At 69.4% G+C, this 1833-nt stretch carries 2 protein-coding genes and 1 pseudogene; all 3 read right to left on the bottom strand.

Annotation, left to right across the window (positions count from 1 at the left end):
• Window positions 1–532 (bottom strand): Abi-alpha family protein (locus tag AC2VON_RS16355; RefSeq protein WP_486953889.1); only part of this gene is annotated, 532 nt, incomplete at its 3' end.
• A 41-nt stretch (window positions 533–573) separates the two neighbouring features.
• Window positions 574–1596: a nitronate monooxygenase gene (locus AC2VON_RS16350; protein WP_486953888.1), complete on the bottom strand. Its 1023-nt coding sequence runs from the start codon at window positions 1594–1596 to the stop codon at window positions 574–576.
• 4 nt (window positions 1597–1600) lie between these two features.
• Window positions 1601–1833: pseudogene (locus AC2VON_RS16345) on the bottom strand (insulinase family protein); the annotation flags it as partial.

Raw genomic sequence — 1833 nt, 5'->3', positions numbered from 1 at the left:
CGCCGAGGATCTCGTACTCGTCCTTCAAGGCGATGTCCTCGGGCCCGGACTCGAGCAGCCCGAGGGAGAGCAGATGGCTGACATACATCGGTGTCAGGTGCGGAAGAGCGAGGCCGGCGGTCTTTCCGATCAGCGACATGTTCTCCAGCACCACCTCACCCACCAGCCCCGCACGGGTGCGCGCATAGACGTTCAGCAACGGTGATGCCGACCCGTCGGACAGGGCGCTGATGATCCGCGCTTCGTCGGGCACCATCTGGTCGAGGATCTTGTGGAACAGCTCCTGGCGGCTCGACGCCGTGTTCTGCCCGACCGCGCGGTCCAACAGGTTGTGCATCTTGGCGTCGAGACTCCGGGGTGCCTCGGCGGAGACCGGCGGAGGTGCCGCCGGGGCCTGCCCCGAGCTGACGCCCATTGCCGACCGGATCGCCGCGAAGATCTGCCGCTCGCCCCATTCGGCGGCCTTGATATAGCTGCGTGCGGTCTGCTCTGCCAGGTCGACGAGCCGAGCCGGGTCAAAGCGAAAATCCATGCCCTGAAGTTAGCCCAGCCGCTCTGTTCGCCGTGAAGGATTCAGCAGGTCAGGCTGGCGACGATATCGGCCGCGGATCCCGCACGAGCGGAACGGTATGCGGTCCCCGCCCACAGGTTGGTGCCCTGCGGGTCGCCGAACGCCACCGCCGCCGCGCGGATCGGCAACGTCATGTGGTTGACCTCCGGGTACCCCAGCGGCGCCACGTCGTCGAGAACGCGGGTGAAGTCATTCTCCAGGCTACGCGCATACCGCCCGGAAAACGCCCGCGTCACAACGGTGTTGACGAAGCTCGGGTCCCGCAGCGCGGCGCGGTAGGTCGGGTTGGTTCCGGCCTCGTCGCACAGCAACAGTGCGGTGCCGACCTGCGCGGCCACCGCGCCGCGGCCCAGCACCCCGGCCACAGCGGCCGCGGTGCCCAAGCCGCCGGCAGCCACAACCGGAACACCCTCATGGGCGCCGACGATCGCGTCGAGCAGCTCACCCAGCGACTCGGTTCCGGGCGCCACGTCCGGGGCGAAGGTGCCGCGGTGTGCCCCGGCCTCGGGGCCCTGCACCACCAGCCCACCGGCGCCGTGGGCGACGGCGATACCGGCTTCATAGGCCGACGTCACGGTGACCAGGGTCAGGATGTTCAACTCCCGCAACATCGCCAAGGTCTCCGGAGACGGGGTCCCGAAGGTGAAGGACACCACCGCGGGCCGGACATCGGCCACCACCTCCAGCTTCTCCGGCCAGAGGTCGTCATCACCGGGGCGCGGCACACCCACCGCGACGCCGTAGTGCTCGGCCAGCGACTCCAGGTGTTCCGCGTAGTCGTCCAGCTGCACCATGTCGGCGGCGCTAGGTTGGGGGACAAAGAGATTGACACCAACGGGTCCCGTGGCGGCGGCACGGGCGGCCGTGATGTCCTCGGCCAGCTGTTTGGCGCTCAGATATCCGCCGGCGACGAACCCCAGCCCGCCGGCATCCGACACCGCCGCCGCCAGCGCCGGCGTGCTCGGGCCGCCGGCCATCGGCGCGGCCACCACCGGCACTACCAGCTCGGCGAAGGTGAATGTCATCCTCCTAGCCTGCCATCGACCGCAGCCAACGCGGAAGCGACCCTTTCGACCGGTGCGGGCCGAGAACCGCGGCACCGCAGGGTTGGCGCAGCAGCCGGCGGGCCAGCACGTTGACCTCCTCAACGGTGACCGCGTCCAGATCGGCCAGGCTGCGGGCGATGCTGCGGTGGCCGCCGTAGTTCAGCTCGTTGCGGCCGATCCGGTTCATCCGCGAACCGGAGTCCTCCAGCCCCAGCA

This window comes from Mycobacterium sp. TH-M82 (genome assembly GCF_057473605.1).
The sequence above is the reverse complement of the archived record's forward strand: the minus strand, read 5'-3'. Positions and strand labels throughout refer to the sequence as shown.

What these genes read in the sequence shown, in the direction of transcription:
- AC2VON_RS16350 (WP_486953888.1), bottom strand. Translation starts at nt 1,596, where the DNA reads ATGACATTCACCTTCGCCGAGCTGGTAGTGCCGGTGGTGGCCGCGCCG.